Here is a 15,250-nt window from a genome sequence, read left to right as displayed (position 1 = left end):
TACCTGTGGTTAGTGATACCCAAGGTAGCGGTAACACCATGTCCGGCTGTGCCCACGTGTGACCGCCGTCATGGGGACGCCGATCACGCGGGGAGGAGGCGTTCGGGGGCCGCACCGGCGCAGGGGCGGGGCCGGGCCGGGGGAGCGCCGTGCGGTATCGTCGCCGACGTCGTGCCCACGGGCGTGGCGGTTCGGGACGTGGCGCAGCTTGGTAGCGCACTTGACTGGGGGTCAAGGGGTCGCAGGTTCGAATCCTGTCGTCCCGACGCAGCTCAGCGCTCGATGGATCTCCGTCGAGAGGCTGAGCGAGTCGGATGTGGTGCGGGTCGTGGTGCGACCCTCTCGATGATGGTCCGACCGGCTCGCGTCGATGACGCTAGGTCGCCGCGAGGCTCGTGTCGAACGCCGCGGAAGCTTCGCGTCGGTTCGCCGAGAAGGCCGTCTCTTCGGGTGTCCTTGTGCCTGTCATGCCTCGCCGCTGTGAGCGACGAGACCTCGGCGGGTCGGGTCACGCCTCGGCGGGTGACCGGGTCACGACGATCTTGCCTCTCGCGTGTCCCTGCTCGAGGTAGGAGAGCGCTGCGGGGGTCTGGTCGAAGGGGAAGGTGCGGTCGAGGGTGGGACGCAGCGCGCCGGCGTCGTAGAGGGTGGCGAGTTCGGCGAGGCGGGGGCCGTCGGCGTGCATGAACAGGAACGCGTAGCGCACACCGAGCTTCCGGGCCCGCCGGCGGACCTTGGCGCTCAGCGCGCCCATGACCGGGACGAGCATCGGTTTACCGAGCTGCCGGGCGAAGGCCGGGTCGGGCGGGCCGACGACGCTGATGGCCAGCCCACCGGGGGCGAGGACGGTCAGCGACTTGTCCAGTGTGGTGCCGCCGCGCGAGTCGAGGACGACGTCGAGGCCGCTGAGCACGTCGGCGAAGTCGGTGCTGCGGTAGTCGACGACCTCGTCGGCGCCCAGGGCGCGGACCTTGTCGGTGTCGGCGGCGCTCGCGGTGGCGGCGACGTGCGCGCCGAGGTGGTGGGCGAGCTGGACGGCGGTGGCGCCGAGCCCGCCGGCGCCGCCGTGGACGAGCACCCGATGCCCGGGACGGACCGCAGCGAGCTCGACGAGGGCCTGCCAGGAGGCGAGCGCGACCAGCGGCACGGCCGCCGCCTGTTCCATCGTGAGCGACGTCGGCTTGTGGGCGACGTCGTGCTCGTCGATCGCGATCCGTTCGGCGAACGTGCCGATGCGCAAGTCGCGCGGGCGGGCGTAGACCTCGTCGCCGACGACGAAACCGGTCACCTCGGCGCCGACGGAGGCCACGACACCGGCGACGTCGTGGCCCAGGGTGAACGGGCGCCGGTAGGGGAGCAGGAGCTTGAACTCGCCGTTGCGGATCATCGTGTCGAGGGGGTTGATGCCCGCGGCGGCGACCTCGACGAGCACGTCGCGGTCCCCGACGGTCGGCTCGGGCACCTCGGCGGCACGCAGAGCGCCCGGGCCGTACTTCTCCACCACGAACGCCTCCACGGCTGACTCCTCCCCGCGATCCGCCCGATCGCCGGGCGCGGTCTCCCGGTGCGGCCGCCCCGCCGTGAAGCGACGTCGGCTCTCCGAAGCGGGACTCGTTGAGGATGCCCTCCGGAAGGCCGTCGGGGTCGCCCGGGATCGGGCCGCGTTCCTCGTGTGACGTCGAGGTCGGGGTGTGTGCGGTCGACGCCGGTGTCGAGCACCGCGATGACGACGCGATGCTCGAGAAAGTCGGATCTGTGATCGACCGAATCCGGACGGTCCACGGCCCGTAACTGAACGTCCCCCGCTGGTCGGGGCCCACGGACCGGACGCGGAACAGGTGTGTCGCCGACAATTCGTTCAGCCCTCGGAGCAAATCCGGCCCGCGCTCCGCCCGATTGCCGAGCGATCGTTCCGACAACTGCCGTAATGGATCTGTGATGTAGCGAGAAGTGTCGGCAAATCCGGGGCGCGGGACTATCCCTGCGCGCCGGAAGGGGGGAGGGTGGCCCCGCTGCGCCATCCGGGGGAGGTCCGACGGGCATGCCTGTTCACCAGGGTCGACACGAGATGCCGGGGTGGCGGGGGTACCTGCCGGAGAGCGTCGACCGGGCCGCCCGCGCCAGGTCCGGTCGCCGGGACCGGGGCCTTCTCGGGTCGCCGTCGCGCCGCGTGGTGGCCGTCGGCGCCCTCGCGGTCTGCGCTGTCGCGGGGGGAGCCGTGATCACCACGAGGCCGGCCGGTCCGCCGGACACCTCCCCGGGCCCGGCCGACGAGGCCGTCTCCGCGTCCGCCAGGAGCTCGGCATGGACGCGCGAGGCCACGCCCGTCATCACGGCGATCGACACCGAGCTCGAGCGGATCGGCGAGGTCCGGCAGGAGTGGGACACCTCCTCCGTCGCCCGCCGCGACGGGCCACCGCCACGGGCGGTCCTCGCCCTGCTCGGGCGACAGGAGGAGCTGGCCGGGCATCGCGATGCCCTCCGATCCGCGATGGCCGTGATCCGCTCCGGGTCGGCCTCGGAGGTCGCGATGGCCACCGCCTGGCAGCAGCTCCGGGCCGCACAGGAGATGCTGCGAGCCCTCGACGCCGGTCGCGGCGCCCTCGGCGACCCGGTGGAGGCCACGGTCCTGCGACTGGCCCTCGAGAAGGACGTGCCGGCCGGTGGTCCGAGGCCGGACCGCGACGCGGTGACCTCGAGGACGTTCGAGGACACCGCCACCGTCGCGTTGACGGCGACGACGTCGAGACTGCGCGAGCCGTCGATCGGGGCGGCCACCTCGGCGGCCGGGGTCCCCTCGGCCTCGGGTATCGCACCCGAGCGGACGGCGCCGACCGCGTCGCCGACCGCCGCGGCGTCGGGTGCCGTCGTCCGGTCGGCCCCGTCCGACGGGGGTGCAGCCGCCGGTGCCTCGGAGACGGCCGGTCTCGCTGCTCCGACGGACCGCGGCGATTCCCTCGACGACGGCGTCCAGGACGGCCCCACGCAGGACACCCCGACGCCGCAGGCCTCGTCCTCGCTCGATCCGACACCGGACGCACCGTCCGAGCCGTCGATGCTGACCTTCGAGCGCCCGCCATCCGGGCCGCCGGACCCGGGGTCGGTGGGGGACGAGAGAACGCCACCCGCGTCCCCCACCGACCCCGGCCCCGATGCGGAGGCAGCCGCGTCGGTGGAGTGAGCGCCCGCGTGGAACGAGCGATATTTGACCGATCGACGTGACGACGCCGGGGCGTTTGAGAGAAGCTACGAGGGGGATGCGCCGCCGTCGGGACCTCTGGTCTTCTCGCGCGTCATGATCTACCCGCTCTAGGATGTCGCACGTGACCGGCAAGGGGACGACGCCCGCCGAGGACAGCGGAAAGAACCGCATCGCGGTCGTCATCGCTCTCCTGAGTCTGTGGGTCGCCATCGTGGGCGTCGTGGCCGCGGTACTCGTCGTTCCCAGTGACAATTTCCAGACGTTGATGGCGAGCACTTTCGAGCAGGAAGTCAACAGCCAGCAGGAGCTCGACGAGTTCGTCTCCACCCTCGTCGACCGACAGGACAATCACTTCTCGGAGCGCATCCTCGGCCGACGTGTCGAGCTCGAAACCAGCTTCGACGGCAAGCTGGGCGCGTTCCGCGTCAACGACCCTGACGTGACGGGCGATCCCGTGCTCGACCGGACCGGGCCGATGCACGACTTCCGGATTCCGACCACCAGGTGTCCGGGCAGCGAGGGCCGGCTGGTGCCCATGTACGTCTTCCTGAGGGGCCCCGTCGATAGTGGTCGGTTCGCGTGGTTCCCCGGCCGGGCCAGGGCGGCGATCAATGGCTATTGGGATGTGGACCGCGTGCGGAGTCAGTCTGACGGGAGCTTCTGCACCGTCGACCTCCGTCTGCACTCCGACTAGGCTCGCGAGCTGCCGCAGCTCACCGGTCGATGAATCTCCGTCGGCGTGCGGGCCTTGTGCTCGCCGACACCGGTCACGACCGTCCCAGCGCCGGCAGCCCCGTCTCCGTGACGTGCCGCAGGGCGTCGAGCCCGGCGGCGATGGTCGGCTGGTCCTGTGACCCCGCCCGGACGGCCGCGATGACGCGTCGGGTCGGCACCGGGTCGGTGGTGATCGGGATGCGCCGGGTGTCGTGGTGCGCGGGGAGGTCGGCGAGACGCGGGACCAGGGCGACGCCGAAGCCGCGGGCGACGAGCGCGGCGCCGGTGTCCCACTCGTCGGCGTAGTGGGCGATGTCCGGCGCGAAGCCGGCCGCCGTGCAGGCGAGCGTGACGAGCTGGTGGTAGGCGCGGCCGACGTTGCCGCAGATCCACGGGTCGCCGGCGAGATCGCGGAGGGCGACGACGCCGCGGCGGCCGACCAGAGGGTGGTCGGGGCCGACGAGGATGTCGAGGGGCTCGTCGAACAGCGAGTGCTGCTCGAAGGCGGCGTCGGAGGCCGGCGGGATGCTCGGCGTCGCGACGATGACGGCGAGGTCGGCCTCGTCGGCGGCCAGCAGGTCGAACGAGCGTCCGGGCTCGCTCTCGCGCAGGAACACGCGCAGGGCGGGGTGCTCGGTGCGCAGGTGCTCGAGAGCGCGGGGGACGACGACCGCGGCGGCCGAGGAGAACGCCGCGAAGCGCAGCGTCCCGCCGACGGCGCCGGCGCGGTGGGCGGCGAGATCGGCGCGCGCCTGCTCCCACGCGGCGGTGAGCGTCTCGCCGTGCTCGAGCAGCGTGTGGGCGGCGGGGGTGAGCCGCACGTTGCGTCCGACCGGCTCGAGGAGGGCGATGTCGAGCTCCCGCGCGAGGGCCTGCATCTGGTGCGAGACCGCCGACGGCGTGAGCCGGCAGACCTCCGCGGCGGCGGTGACCGTGCCGTGTCGCGCGATGGCCTGGAGCACGCGCAGACGCCGGTCGATCATGTACGCATCGTACAAGATCATAGGTTCGACGTTTCGATGGACGCGGACGAATCCGGACGCTGACACTCCAGGAGCACCACAGGCCACGACGGCCTCACCGGTGCTCCACCACGGCCCGAGCACGCCCGAGAGGAGCCCGACAGCCATGACGAGCGACACCACGAGCGCAGCCGTCGATCCGTACGCCGCGCTGCCGGCGCGTCCCGTCGATCCGGCGCTGTTCACCCACGAGGGCACCTACGCGCCGACCCGTCTGCCCGTCGAGCTCGCGTCGACGCTGCTGCCCGACGCCTACACGTCGCCGGAGTTCTTCGCTCTCGAGCAGCAGCGGCTGTTCACCACCAGCTGGGTCGCGGTCGGCATCACCAGCGACGTCGCGAAGCCCGGCGCCTGCATCGTCGTCGAGGTCGCCGGCCGGTCGATCTTCGTCACCCGCAACCGGCACGGCGCGCTGCGCGCGTTCCACAACCTCTGTCGCCACCGCGCGACGAAGCTCCTCGACGCCGACGCCCGCGAGGTCGGCAAGCGCGGGCGCATCCGCTGCCCGTACCACAACTGGACCTACGACACCGACGGGACGTGCCTCGGGACGCCGCTGTTCGAGGACTCCGACGTCCCCGCCGGCCAGGAGCCGATCTTCGACACGTCGGTGGCGAAGGGCTTCGACCGCGCCGACTACGGCCTGCTCGACGTCGCCGTCGAGTCCTGGGGCCTGTTCGTCTTCGTCAACCTCTCGCCCGACCCCGCGCCGCTGGCCACCCAGCTCGGCGACCTGCCCGAGCGCTTCGCCGAGTACCGGCTCGACGAGTGGGTCACCCAGCGGACCAGCACCTACGACGTCGCCGCGAACTACAAGCTCATCGGCGAGAACTTCATGGAGTACTACCACCTGCCCTGGGTGCATCCCGAGCTCAACCAGGTCTCCAAGTTCTCCGACCACTACCGGTGGCAGGGCCCCGGCCTGTACACGGGCATGTGCACCACGCCGGTGTCGCGCAACTCCGACGCCGGCGGATGGGACGGGCTCAAGGCCCTGAGCACGCTGGGCACGCAGGATGCCGACAGCGGGCGGTTCGTGTGGCTGTTCCCCGGCACGGCGCTGGTCGTGCTGCCCAACCACGCGTTCGTGCTGTTCAACCGCCCCGTCGCGGCGAACCGCACCGTCGAGACCGCCGTCCTGCTGGCCCACCCCGAGTCCCTCGAGGACGACGCCGCCGAGGAGGGGATCGAGCAGCTCGCGAAGTTCTGGGACCTCGTCAACCGCCAGGACCTCGAGATCGTCGAGCGCGTCCAGGAGGGCCTCGAGAACCCGGCCTACCGCGGCGGGCGGATGTGCTTCCGCTTCGAGGAGCCGCTGCACCGGTTCCAGAACATGGTCATCGACAAGATCGTCGGCATCGAGCGCGTCCCGGGCGGCGACTCCCTCGAGCCCGGCGACTCCATGACCCGCATGTTCCCCGACCCGTGACCGCCACCGTGGTCCACGGCGCGGTCGAGGACGACGAGCCCGCGCTCGCGGCCGGTGCCGCTGAGCTCGACACACACCAGGGAGAACCATCGTGACTGCGGACGCGGCCGACGTCGTCATCATCGGCGGCGGCCTCGAGGGCTGCGCCGCCGCCTGGGCGCTGACCCGGCGCGGCATCACCGACATCACCATCGTCGAGCGCGACACCGTGGGCTCCGGCGGCACGGGCAAGTCGTCGGGTGTCGTCCGCTGCCACTACGGGGTCTCGTCGCTCGCGGCGATGGCCACCCGCAGCCTCGAGACGTTCGAGAACGCCGAGGACGTCCTCGGGGCGGACGTCGGCTTCCACCAGACCGGCTACGTGGTCGGGGTCGGGCCCGAGAACGTCGACGCCCTGCACGCCTCGGTCGCCGACCAGCGCGCCGTCGGCGTCCGCACCGAGGACATCGACCACACCGACGTGCGCAAGCTCTGGCCCGTCGCCGACCTCGAGCCCTTCGCCGCCTTCGCGTGGGAGGAGCGCGGCGGGTACGGCGACGCCTACCAGACCGCGCAGGCCTTCGCGGGCGCCGCGCGCCGCGCCGGGGCGCGCCTGCGGCAGGGCACCACCGCCACCGCGATCCGCACGTCCGGCGACCGCGTCACCGGCGTCGAGCTCGTCGACGGCACCGCCATCGCGACCGGGCACGTGGTGCTCGCCGCCGGCCCGTGGTCGGTCGGCCTGCTCGCCGCGCACGGCATCGAGCTGCCGATCACCCCGCACCGCGAGCAGATCGTGCTCGTCGACCCCGGCCAGGACCTCGGCCCCGTCCCGGTGTTCTCCGACCTGGTCTCGCTGCAGTACATCCGCGCGGAGGGACAGGGGCAGGGGGGCGCCGGAACGCTGCTCTTCGGCAACTCCGACCTGTCGATCCTCGAGCCTGCCGACCCCGACCGGTACTCGAACCAGGCGACGTCGTCGTTCGTCGACCTGACCGTCGAGAAGGTCGGCGACCGCCTGCCGGGTCTGGCGAATCCGGCGATCGCCGCGAGCTACGCCGGCTGCTACGACGTCACGCCCGACTTCAACCCGGTCATCTCGGCGGCCCCGCTGGACGGGCTCGTCGTCGCGGCCGGCTTCTCGGGGCACGGCTACAAGATCTCGCCGGCCGTCGGGCGGCTCGTCGCCGACCTCGTCGTCGACGGCACGAGCTCCGACGCCGACATCCCCGCCCGGGACTTCCGGCTCTCCCGCTTCGCCGAGGGCGACCTGCTCCGGAGCCCCCACCCCTACGTCGGCGCCGGCCAGATGCGCTGAGGACGGAGACCCGCGATGGACCTCATGATCCATGAGCGCCGCGACGAGGCCGACGGCGTCGTCTCCCTCGTCCTCGGGCGGGCCGACGGCGGCGAGCTCCCGGCCTGGGCGCCCGGCGCGCACGTCGACGTGACCCTCGCCGACGACCTCGTCCGCCAGTACTCCCTGTGCTCCGACCCGGGCGACCGCCGGCGGTGGCGCCTGGGCGTGCTGCGCGAGCCGCAGAGCCGCGGGGGCTCCGAGCACGTGTTCGACAAGCTGCACGACGGCGACATCGTCGAGGTCGGCGAGCCGCGCAACCACTTCGTGCTCGAGCCGGCGCCGCGCTACGTGTTCGTCGCCGGCGGCATCGGGATCACCCCGATCCTGCCGATGATCGCCGCGGCGGAGGCCGCGGGCGCGGAGTGGACGCTGCTCTACGGCGGGCGCACGCGCACCTCGATGGCCTTCCGCGACGAGCTCGCCGGCCACGGCGACCGGGTCGTGCTCGCGCCGCAGGACGAGGTCGGCCTCCTGGACCTCCGGGGCCAGCTGATGGCTCCCCGTCCCAGCACGCTCGTCTACGCCTGCGGACCCGAGCCGATGCTCGACGCGCTGGACACGGCGATGACGGCGTGGCCCGCCGGCAGCCTCCACATCGAGCGGTTCACGCCGCGCACGATCGAGCCCGACGGCGCCGACGAGGCCTTCGAGGTGGCGTTCATGGCCAGCGGCGTCACCCTGGTCGTCCCCCCGGACCGGAGCATCCTCGAGGTCGCGCAGGACCGTGGACTGCCCGTGGACTTCTCGTGCGGGGAGGGCACCTGCGGCACCTGCGAGACGCCGCTGCTGGCCGGACGCGCCGAGCACCGCGACTCGCTGCTGACCGACGAGGAGAAGGACGCCCAGGACACGGTGTTCATCTGCGTCTCGCGGGCCGAGCGCGGCTGCCCGCGCCTGGAGCTGGATCTCTGAGCCATGCGCATCGCCGAGGTGCACGTGTACCAGAAGGACCTCCCGTTGAGCGGCGCGGTCTACCGCATGTCCGAGGGCGCGTACACGGCGCTGGACTCGACGATCGTGGAGATCGTGTCGGACACGGGCGTCTCCGGCTGGGGGGAGACGTGCCCGGTGGGCCCCACCTACGCGCCGTCCCACGCCCTGGGCGCACGCGCGGCACTGCAGCAGATGGCGCCCGGGCTGGTCGGGCTCCCCGTGACGGGTCCGCTAGCGATCCAGCGGGCGCTGCACGGGCTCCTGAACGGCCACGCCTACGCCAAGGCGGCGATCGACATCGCCGTGTACGACCTCGTCGGCAAGGCCCACGGCATGCGGGTGTGCGACCTCCTGGGCGGCGCGACGAGCGACCGGGTGGACGCCTACTACTCGCTGACCGTCGGCGAGCCGGACGACGTCGCCCGCACCGCCGTGGAGAAGATCGACGAGGGTTATCCCCGCCTCCAGGTCAAGATCGGCGGACGGCCGGTCGACGTCGACATCGAGACGGTCCGGAAGGTGTGGGACGCGACGGGCTGCACCCGTCTGGCCGTCGACGCCAACCGGGCGCTGACCTCCCGTGACGCCCTCCGGCTCAGCCGCGAGTGCGCCGACATCCCCCTCGTGCTCGAGCAGCCGTGCAACACCATGGAGGAGATCGCGGCGATCCGCGGGCAGCTGCACCACGCGGTCTACCTCGACGAGAACACCGAGTCCGTGGCCCACGTGCTCCGGGCGATCTCGCTCGGGGTGTGCGACGGGTTCGGACTGAAGGTCACGCGCCTCGGCGGGCTCGGCGCGCTGGCCACCGTCCGGGATCTCTGCGAGGCACGGTCCCTGCCCCACACCTGCGACGACTCCTGGGGCGGGGACATCATCGCCGCCGCCTGCGCCCACATCGCGGCCACGGTCCACCCGCGCCTGCTCGAGGGCGTCTGGCTGGCCGAGCCGTTCATGGACGGGCACTACGACGCGACGAACCCGGTGCGGGTCGAGAAGGGCCGCATCACGGTGCCGACCGGTCCGGGGCTCGGCGTCGTCCCCGACGAGGGCGTCTTCGGCGCGCCCGTCGCTTCCTTTGCCTGACAACCCTCAGAACAGGTGAGAGACATGACCATCCCCTCGAAAGCCCGGTACGTGATCGTCGGCGCCGGGATCCACGGGCTGTCGACCGCGTGGCACCTCGCCACGGAGCTCCAGGAGCGCGGCCTCGGGGACGGTGGCGACGTCCTGGTCGTCGACAAGACCGACATCGGCGCGGGCGCCTCGGGTGTGGCGTGCGGGGTGATCCGCAACAACTACTTCCAGCCCGCGATGCGCCGGCTCATGGCGCACTCGGTGGACGTGTGGGAGTCCGACCCGGAGGCGTTCTCGTACCACGGCGTCGGTTACATCCAGGCCGCTCCCGACGCCATGCGCGACGACGTGGTGCAGATCCACGCCGAGCAGCAGGCGATCGGCTACGAGTCCGTGCTCGTCGAGGGCGTCGACGCCTGTCACGAGTACATGCACGACATGTTCTCGGACTGGCAGGCGCCCGGCGTCTCGGTGATCCTCCACGAGAAGCGCGGGGGATACGCCAACAACGTGGCGTCCCTGCGGGGTCTGGCGGACAAGGTGCGCGCCGCCGGGGTGACCATCGCGACCGGCGTGACCGTCACCGGCATGCGGCTCGACGGCGGCCGGGTCGCCGCGGTCGAGACCGAGGCCGGGGCGATCGAGTGCGAGCACGTGGTCGCTGCGGCCGGGCCGTGGGTCCGCGACCTCTGGGCGATGCTCGACCTGCCGAGCACCGTCACCGTCCGCACGCCCGACGGACGCGTCATCCCGGACGCGCCGATGTGGACCTACTGGGCGCTGCAGGAGGGGATCCTCGACGTCGACCCGCAGGAGTTCATGGACAACCGCGGGGAGTTCCCGCCCGTGATCCACGTCGACTCCGACGCACCCCTCTACGACGACGTCGACGGCACACTGATCACCGACCGGATCTGGGGCATCTACTACAAGCCCGACTTCCACTTCGGCGGCGTGCAGGGCGGCGCCTCACCGGAGCCGATCGGGCGCCCGGCCGACACCGTCGCCGTCGACCCGTACGGGACGGCGAGCCCGGAGTTCGTCGTCGGCGACGACTTCGTGCGGATGTGGACCTCCGCGCTGGCCGCCTGCCACAAGCGCTTCGAGGGGCGTCGCGACATCTACCGCAAGGAGCCCTCGGGCGGGATCGGGGCCTTCACCCCCGACAGCTTCCCGGTGTTCGACACGTTCCGGGAGAACGCCTACGTCATCGCCGACTCCAACCACGGGTACAAGATGATCGGGGTCGGCGCCCTCGTGGCCCGTGAGCTGCTGGGCGAGCCCCAGGAGCTGCTCGAGCCCTTCCGCCTCGCCCGCTACGAGCGCGGCGAGCTGCACCCGACCAGCCATTCGCCCTTCCCCTGGAGCTGATCGGCATGCCCTGAGCTGCGCAGAGGGCGCTAGCCTGTGACCCACTTCATAGTGGGAGGTCGACATGGAGAGCCTCGTCGAGCCGGGCTTCGGTCCGGGCGTCACCGAGCTGATCGACCGTCTCAGAGCGGTGGGGGCCGGCGCGGAGTTCGGCCCCGAGCCGATCCGTGATCTGCTCGCGGACGCGCTGACCCAGGACGGCGACTGGCTCGACCAGGCCTGCCAGCAGCGCGACGGGGACCCCGTCGGCAAGGCCTTTCCGCTCTACCGCGCCCCCGACGGACGACTGTCCGTGCTCGCGGTGGTGTTCGCGCCCGGGGCGCAGACCCCCGTCCACAACCACGGCGCCTGGGCCGTGGTGGGCACCTACCGGGGCCGGGAGCGCGACACGTGGTTCCGGCGCGTCGACGGTGACGGCACGCCCGACCGTGTCGAGCTCGAGGAGGTCACCTCACAGGTCAACCCCGTCGGGACGGTCACGATCATCCCCGACGGCACCATCCACGTCGTGGAAGCGCTCGACGACCAGGAGGCGGTGTCGCTCCACGTCTACGGCACCGACATCGCCACCCAGCCGCGCAGCACCTTCGACCTCGCCACCGGCATCGAGACGCCCTTCTCGCCGCCCCTCTCGGACCCCCATCAGGACTGAGCGGGCCCGCACTAGGGCGTGACGATGGCGAAGTCGGGGTCCGGCGCGTCGGTCAACGCGTCCAGGCGTGCGAGGACGCCCGCGTCCCCGGCCAGCTCGACGCCGTCGGTGGCGCCGGAGGAGAGCAGGGCGAGCAGCTGCGGGCGCGTCAGCGTCACGGCCAGGTCCGCGTCCCGCTTCGCGGCCGTGGGGTGGTGGACGAGCACGCCGTTGCTCAGCTCCATGTGGAAGTGCTCGCCGGTGTCGCTCAGGGTCCAGGCGATCGCGAACCTCTCCTCCCACGCCTTCTCCCCGACGATGCGGATGGCCACCGAGTCGAACAGCTGGGTGACGGTCAGGGCCGGCGCCATCCCCGACGAGTCGATCTCGGTGTGCCCGATCGACGTCGCGCGGAGCTCGTGGGCGCCCGAGAGGTAGGCGTTGCGCCACGTCGCGTTCTCGGCGCCGTAGCCGAGCTGCTCCAGCACCTCGGCCAGCACCTCCCGCGCCGCCCGGTCGTCCGGATCGGCGAAGACGGCGTGGCCGGCGAGCTCGGCGGCGAAGCGCAGGTCGCCGTCGGCGCCGAACCGCCGGGCGGCGGCGACGGCGGCCTCCTGGCCGCCCAGCGCGGCCACGTAACGCTTGCCCGCCGCCTCGGGCGGGTGCTGCCAGAGGTGGGCGGGGTTCGCGTCGTACCACCCGAGATAGCGCTGGTAGATCGCCTTGACGTTGTGGTTGACCGAGCCGTAGTAGCCGTGGGTGTGCCAGGCCTTCTCCAGGGCCGGCGGCATCGCGAGCATCTCGGCGATCTCCGCGGCGACGTAGCCCTTGTTGATCAGCCGCAGGGTCTGGTCGTGCAGGTAGGCGTAGAGGTCCCGCTGCTCGGTCAGGTAGCCGATGAGGTCCTCGGTGCCCCAGGTCGGCCAGTGGTGCGAGGCGAACACGACGTCGCTGTCGCGGGCGAAGAGGTCGATCGCCTCGGCCAGGTAGCGCGACCAGATGCGGGGGTCGCGCACCTGTGCGCCCCGCAGCGTCAGCAGGTTGTGGAGGTTGTGGGTGGCGTTCTCCGCCATGCACAGCGCCCGCCTGTCGGGGAACGCGAGGTTCATCTCGGCCGGGCACTCGGTGCCGGGGGTCATCTGGAAGACCATCCGCACCCCGTCGATCGTCTCCTCCTGGCCGGTGTGCGTGATCTCGAGGGTGGGGGCGATCAGACCGGGCGTCCCGGTCGACCCGCCCGCCCCGAGGCCGATGCCCAGGGTGCCGGTCGGGCTCTTCGCGAGGTGGATCGCGGCGTAGTAGTAGCTGCGGCGCAGCATGGCGACGCCGGCGTAGACGTTCTCCGACACCGCGTGCTCGAGGAAGTGTTCGGGGGCGAGGATCGGGACGTCGGTGTCGGCGTCGACCACCCCGAGCACGCCGCCGAAGTGGTCGAGGTGCGCGTGGGTGTAGATCACCGCGGACACCGGGCGGTCGCCGCGGTGCCGGCGGTAGAGCGCCAGCGCGGCCGCCGCCGTCTCGGCCGAGATGAGCGGGTCGATCACGATGACGCCGTCGTCGCCCTCGACGACGGTCATGTTGGACATGTCGAAGCCGCGGACCTGATAGATGCCCTCGCTGACGTCGTAGAGCCCGTGCTTCGCGGTGAGCTGCGCCTGCCGCCACAGGCTGGGGTCGGCGGTGTCCGGACAGTCGGCGTCGAGGAACGCCCACTGGTCCATGTCCCACACGACGCGGCCGTCCGCGGCCGTGATGACCATCGGCTCGAGGGTCCCGATCAGGCCGCGGTCGGCGTCGGCGAAATCGCGCCGGTCCGAGACGTCGGCGCCGCGTGATCCGTCCTTGGTCAGCATGGTGCCGACGCTAGGAACCGGGGCCGCGGTCCGGTTCACCCGCGTGGGATGAGCGGTGCGTTCGCCCCCGCTCATCCCCGGCGGGGGAGCCGGATCCGGCGCCGGCCGCCCTACCCTCCCGGCATGGTCGAACGCACCGCCACGACACCGACGGGGTCGGGCGAGCACGCCGCTGCCGGCCGGGTCCGGGCCGCGATCTACGGCACCGTGATCGCCATGTCGGTGCTCGCCTACCTCGGCGACCACGAGCCCGGACCGTGGGTGACGGCGCTGACCGTCGCGGGCACCGGCATCGTGATCTTCCTGGCCGAGGCGTACGCCGAGGTGGTGGGACGCGCCTACACCGGCGTCGCCGTGCCGTCGAGACACGAGATCCGCGCGGCGGTGCAGCACAGCTCCATGGCTGCGGTGCCCGGGCTCGTGGCAGGGGTCGTCCTGCTCATCTTGGCGTTGCTGCGCATCGACCTCTCCACCCGCATCGACATCACGCTCTGGGTCGGGGTCGCGGCGCTCGCCTTCTGCAGCGCCCTCGCCGGGCGCGGTACGCACCGTCGACCGGCCGTCCGGTTGGCCTGGACCGTCGCGTCGATCCTCGTGGGTTCGCTCATCGTCGCGCTCAAGGCCGCGCTGCACTGAGCCATGAGCCGGAGGGTCGACCGGGCACACTCCCACCGTGCTTCGGAGCCACGCCGCGGGCGGAGTCATCGTCGATCCGGAGGGTCGGGTGGTCGTCGTCCGTCAACGGGCCCGGACGTGGTCGCTGCCCAAGGGCCACGTCGAGGCCGGCGAGGGCGTCCTCGACGCGGCACGACGCGAGATCGAGGAAGAGTGCGGGCTCACCGACCTCGAGCTCGTGCGCGAGCTGGGGTCGTACACCCGGTGGGGCTTCGGCCACGGGCTGCCCGAGCGCAAGACGATCACGCTGTTCCTGTTCCGCAGCCCCGAGGCCGGCCTGCAGCCTCGCGATCCGGCCAATCCGGAGGCTCGGTGGGTGCCACGGGACGAGGTCGCGGGGACGCTCTCGAACCCGGCCGACGCCGAGTTCTTCCGAGGGCATGTCCTGCCGTTGCTCGCCGAGACCTGAGGCGCACGCGCCACTCGGCCGGTGCCGTCCTGCTCCGTCCGGAGCAGTTCGCGGGGCGTTCGGCGCCACCTCGGGACGTCGTGTGATCGAGGGGGGCTCCGGGGGTAGAGCCCGACCCGGACGGTTCAGAAGCAGCCGGTCACGACGTCAGACCTGCTGCAGGAGACACCGCATGGCCATCGCCGATCGTCCCGTACCCCCGTCCCCGGCTGCGGAACCGGCACCGGCCCGGAGCCGTGCTCGTCGGCCCGCACCGGAGACGCCGTCGCGCCGCGACGGGGCGGTCATCGCCGTCCGCCCCGTCGACGCCGCGCACGGAGTGATCATCACCGTCTCCGGATCGGTGGGCGCGCCGGACGCCACGGAGCTCGGCGAGCATCTCCGGCGCGAGCTCGACCGCGAGCCCAGCGTGGTCGTCGTCGACCTGTCCGCCGTCCCTGCCTGCGACCGCGCCGGTGTCGAGGTCCTGTCACAGGTCCGGGACCGGGCGCGGGCCAGCGGGATCGCCCTGCACCTGGTCCATCTCGGGGCGCCCGACGCCCGGGCGTGGCTCGCCGGCGCCGGACTCCTCTGAGCCCGGGTGCCGGCTGTCGTC

14 protein-coding genes and 1 tRNA gene are annotated in these 15,250 nt (G+C 72.2%); 12 read left to right on the top strand and 3 right to left on the bottom strand.

Translation table 11 applies throughout. The features are described 5' to 3' along the window. Positions 1-192: 192 nt before the first annotated feature. A tRNA-Pro gene (locus tag ACQPYN_RS18550) sits at positions 193-266 on the top strand. 242 nt (positions 267-508) lie between these two features. On the opposite strand, the gene ACQPYN_RS18545 is transcribed toward ACQPYN_RS18550, so the two are convergent. Continuing rightward, positions 509-1,516: an NADP-dependent oxidoreductase gene (locus ACQPYN_RS18545; RefSeq protein WP_433025840.1), complete on the bottom strand. Its 1,008-nt coding sequence runs from the start codon at positions 1,514-1,516 to the stop codon at positions 509-511. Positions 1,517-2,218: 702 nt separating this feature from the next. Here ACQPYN_RS18545 and ACQPYN_RS18540 point away from each other — a divergent pair. Both ACQPYN_RS18540 and ACQPYN_RS18535 read left to right on the top strand, forming a co-directional pair. Beyond that, entirely contained in the window at positions 2,219-3,181 is a 963-nt protein-coding gene (locus tag ACQPYN_RS18540; RefSeq protein WP_433025837.1) for a hypothetical protein, read from the top strand. A 142-nt stretch (positions 3,182-3,323) separates the two neighbouring features. Continuing rightward, entirely contained in the window at positions 3,324-3,896 is a 573-nt protein-coding gene (locus tag ACQPYN_RS18535; RefSeq protein WP_433025835.1) for a hypothetical protein, read from the top strand. A gap of 73 nt (positions 3,897-3,969) precedes the next feature. On the opposite strand, the gene ACQPYN_RS18530 is transcribed toward ACQPYN_RS18535, so the two are convergent. Next, a complete protein-coding gene (locus ACQPYN_RS18530) occupies positions 3,970-4,899 on the bottom strand; it encodes a LysR family transcriptional regulator (protein ID WP_433025832.1) in 930 nt (309 codons plus the stop codon). Positions 4,900-5,044: 145 nt separating this feature from the next. Here ACQPYN_RS18530 and ACQPYN_RS18525 point away from each other — a divergent pair, with 145 nt between their 5' ends. The 6 genes from ACQPYN_RS18525 (at position 5,045) to ACQPYN_RS18500 (ending at position 11,739) form a co-directional block, all read left to right on the top strand. Continuing rightward, positions 5,045-6,367, top strand: coding sequence for an aromatic ring-hydroxylating oxygenase subunit alpha (locus ACQPYN_RS18525; protein ID WP_433025829.1), 1,323 nt, complete (start codon positions 5,045-5,047; stop codon positions 6,365-6,367). A gap of 91 nt (positions 6,368-6,458) precedes the next feature. Further along, complete coding sequence (locus ACQPYN_RS18520) at positions 6,459-7,664, top strand: NAD(P)/FAD-dependent oxidoreductase (protein WP_433025826.1); 1,206 nt, start codon at positions 6,459-6,461, stop codon at positions 7,662-7,664. Between the two features lie 15 nt (positions 7,665-7,679). Continuing rightward, entirely contained in the window at positions 7,680-8,618 is a 939-nt protein-coding gene (locus ACQPYN_RS18515; protein ID WP_433025823.1) for a PDR/VanB family oxidoreductase, read from the top strand. Positions 8,619-8,621: 3 nt separating this feature from the next. Then, positions 8,622-9,725 carry a mandelate racemase/muconate lactonizing enzyme family protein gene (locus ACQPYN_RS18510; RefSeq protein ID WP_433025821.1) on the top strand — a complete coding sequence of 368 codons (1,104 nt, stop codon included), beginning with the start codon at positions 8,622-8,624 and terminating at the stop codon, positions 9,723-9,725. A gap of 24 nt (positions 9,726-9,749) precedes the next feature. Further along, the gene (locus ACQPYN_RS18505) at positions 9,750-11,087 is read left to right on the top strand and encodes an NAD(P)/FAD-dependent oxidoreductase (RefSeq protein ID WP_433025818.1); all 1,338 of its coding nucleotides are present in this window, start codon (positions 9,750-9,752) and stop codon (positions 11,085-11,087) included. 64 nt (positions 11,088-11,151) lie between these two features. Then, positions 11,152-11,739, top strand: a complete 588-nt coding sequence (locus ACQPYN_RS18500; RefSeq protein ID WP_433025815.1) for a hypothetical protein — start codon at positions 11,152-11,154, stop codon at positions 11,737-11,739. An 11-nt stretch (positions 11,740-11,750) separates the two neighbouring features. Here ACQPYN_RS18500 and ACQPYN_RS18495 read toward each other — a convergent pair whose 3' ends face one another. Beyond that, on the bottom strand, positions 11,751-13,571 hold the full coding sequence (locus ACQPYN_RS18495) for an alkyl/aryl-sulfatase (RefSeq protein ID WP_433025812.1): 1,821 nt from the start codon (positions 13,569-13,571) through the stop codon (positions 11,751-11,753). A 123-nt stretch (positions 13,572-13,694) separates the two neighbouring features. On the opposite strand from ACQPYN_RS18495, the gene ACQPYN_RS18490 reads away from it, so the two are divergent. The 3 genes from ACQPYN_RS18490 (at position 13,695) to ACQPYN_RS18480 (ending at position 15,229) form a co-directional block, all read left to right on the top strand. Beyond that, the gene (locus tag ACQPYN_RS18490; RefSeq protein ID WP_433025809.1) at positions 13,695-14,207 is read left to right on the top strand and encodes a hypothetical protein; all 513 of its coding nucleotides are present in this window, start codon (positions 13,695-13,697) and stop codon (positions 14,205-14,207) included. A gap of 37 nt (positions 14,208-14,244) precedes the next feature. Next, on the top strand, positions 14,245-14,655 hold the full coding sequence (locus tag ACQPYN_RS18485) for an NUDIX domain-containing protein (RefSeq protein ID WP_433025806.1): 411 nt from the start codon (positions 14,245-14,247) through the stop codon (positions 14,653-14,655). A 172-nt stretch (positions 14,656-14,827) separates the two neighbouring features. Then, a complete protein-coding gene (locus ACQPYN_RS18480; RefSeq protein ID WP_433025803.1) occupies positions 14,828-15,229 on the top strand; it encodes an STAS domain-containing protein in 402 nt (133 codons plus the stop codon). Positions 15,230-15,250: the final 21 nt, after the last annotated feature.

Origin of the sequence: Actinomycetospora sp. CA-053990 (assembly GCF_050948445.1) — a bacterium.
Classification (GTDB): Bacteria; Actinomycetota; Actinomycetes; order Mycobacteriales; family Pseudonocardiaceae; genus Actinomycetospora; species Actinomycetospora callitridis.
This window is presented reverse-complemented; position numbering and strand designations above follow the sequence as displayed.

Bases quoted from the DNA above. Each gene is read 5' to 3' on its own strand.
- ACQPYN_RS18530 (WP_433025832.1), bottom strand. From the start codon at position 4,899: ATGATCGACCGGCGTCTGCGCGTGCTCCAGGCCATCGCGCGACACGGC.
- ACQPYN_RS18510 (WP_433025821.1), top strand. From the start codon at position 8,622: ATGCGCATCGCCGAGGTGCACGTGTACCAGAAGGACCTCCCGTTGAGC.
- ACQPYN_RS18515 (WP_433025823.1), top strand. From the start codon at position 7,680: ATGGACCTCATGATCCATGAGCGCCGCGACGAGGCCGACGGCGTCGTC.
- ACQPYN_RS18480 (WP_433025803.1), top strand. From the start codon at position 14,828: ATGGCCATCGCCGATCGTCCCGTACCCCCGTCCCCGGCTGCGGAACCG.
- ACQPYN_RS18525 (WP_433025829.1), top strand. From the start codon at position 5,045: ATGACGAGCGACACCACGAGCGCAGCCGTCGATCCGTACGCCGCGCTG.
- ACQPYN_RS18505 (WP_433025818.1), top strand. From the start codon at position 9,750: ATGACCATCCCCTCGAAAGCCCGGTACGTGATCGTCGGCGCCGGGATC.
- ACQPYN_RS18490 (WP_433025809.1), top strand. From the start codon at position 13,695: ATGGTCGAACGCACCGCCACGACACCGACGGGGTCGGGCGAGCACGCC.
- ACQPYN_RS18495 (WP_433025812.1), bottom strand. From the start codon at position 13,571: ATGCTGACCAAGGACGGATCACGCGGCGCCGACGTCTCGGACCGGCGC.
- ACQPYN_RS18500 (WP_433025815.1), top strand. From the start codon at position 11,152: ATGGAGAGCCTCGTCGAGCCGGGCTTCGGTCCGGGCGTCACCGAGCTG.